At 66.5% G+C, this 1699-nt stretch carries 2 protein-coding genes; one reads left to right on the plus strand and one right to left on the minus strand.

The features are described from left to right. A partial coding sequence (locus AC1D00_RS39975) for a cytochrome P450 (protein WP_477014488.1) occupies positions 1 to 520 on the plus strand: 520 nt, incomplete at its 5' end. Between the two features lie 272 nt (positions 521 to 792). Here AC1D00_RS39975 and AC1D00_RS39980 read toward each other — a convergent pair. Further along, positions 793 to 1699: LysR substrate-binding domain-containing protein (locus tag AC1D00_RS39980; RefSeq protein ID WP_477014489.1), on the minus strand; the 907-nt coding region annotated here is incomplete at its 5' end.

Consider the following 1699-nt stretch of genomic DNA (forward strand, 5'->3'; position numbering starts at 1 on the left):
CCTCATGGGCAACATCATCCTGCTCATCGTCGGCGGCAACGACACCACGCGCAACACCATGACCGGCTCGGTGCTGGCGCTGAACGAGAACCCGGAGCAGTACGACAAGCTGCGCGCCAACCCTGCGCTGATCGACACCATGGTGCCCGAGGTGATCCGCTGGCAGACGCCGCTCGCGCATATGCGGCGCACCGCACTGCAGGATACCGAGATCGGCGGCAAGCAGATCAAGAAGGGCGACCGCGTCGTGATGTGGTACGTCTCGGGCAACCGCGACGAGGAGGCGATCGACCGTCCCGAGGAGTTCATCATCGACCGCCCGCGGCCGCGCACCCACCTCTCCTTCGGCTTCGGCATCCACCGCTGCGTCGGCATGCGGCTCGCCGAGCTCCAGCTCAAGATCGTCTGGGAGGAGATGCTGAAGCGCTTCGACCGCATCGAGGTGGTGGGCGAGCCGAAGCGGATCTATTCGAGCTTCATCAAGGGATACGAGTCGCTGCCGGTGCGGATACCGGGGTAGGCTCTATCCTCCGTCATTGCGAGCGCAGCGAAGCAATCCAGAATCCCACTGCGGAGACAGTCTGGATTGCTTCGCTGCGCTCGCAATGACGAGTTCCGGGATGCACATGCGCACCAAATTCGCCGTGCCCCTGGCCCAGCTATAAAATTTCGGCATGACAGGTCGCGCCAGAAGCGAAGGGTCGGCGGCTAGCTTGTGTCCTAAGCATTCACCGCGCGCTCGGTGCGCTCCCCCGCCCCGCAGGCGGGGAGAGGCGAAGAATGCACCGGCACTCAAGCCAACTTGATGTCCCAGACCCCTTCCTTGCGGCAGGCGGCGACTTCCTCGCGCAGGAGCGCGGTGATGGCCAGCGAGGCCGTCGAGGCCGGGCGGTCGATCGGAGAAGCGAAAATGAGCTCGCGCGTCATCGGCTTGGACACGACGGCGGTTTCCAGCCGCCCGTCCGCGACCTCGCCGTGGACCGACGAGGGCGGCAGCAGCGCGAAACCGAGCCCCTCCTCCACGAGGCTCGTCAGCACGCGAAACGAATCCGCCTCGAGCTGGACGTTGAGCTTGATCTTGCGCTGGGCGGCCGCGTGCTCGATCAGCGCACGGAGGCCGTGGGAATGACTGGGCAGCACCAGCCGCTGCCGCAGCAGCCAGCCGACATCGACGCTCTTCTTGCGCGCGAGGCCGCAGCCGCGCGGGCCGACCGCAACGATGTTGTCACGGCCGAGGCTCTGCACATTGAGGTGCAGATCCGCCGAGCGGCCGTAGAGGATGGCGAGATCCATCTCGCCGCGGTGCAGCCATTCGACGAGGTGGCCGCTGTAGCTCTCGACGATGCGCAGCGAAATGCCGGGAAATGTCTCGACGCAGCGCCGCGCGAAGCGCGCCGAGAGCACGCAGCTCACGGTCGGAACCAGGCCAAGCACGACCTGGCCGGACGGCGGCCCCTTGGCCGACTGGATGTCGTCGCGGATCTGGTCGATCTGCCGCACGATGCCGGACGTGCGAGCGAGCAGAAGCTGCCCGGCATCGGTCAGCACCATGCCGCGGCCGTTGCGCGTGAACAGCTCGACGCGCAGCTCGTGTTCCAGAAGCTTGATCTGGCGGCTGAGCGCCGGCTGCGCCACGCGCAGCGTGTCGGACGCCTTGGAGAGGCTGCCGAGCTCCGCCACACAACTGAAGGTCCTGAGC

It is taken from the genome of Bradyrhizobium sp. P2_E8, assembly GCF_056403875.1.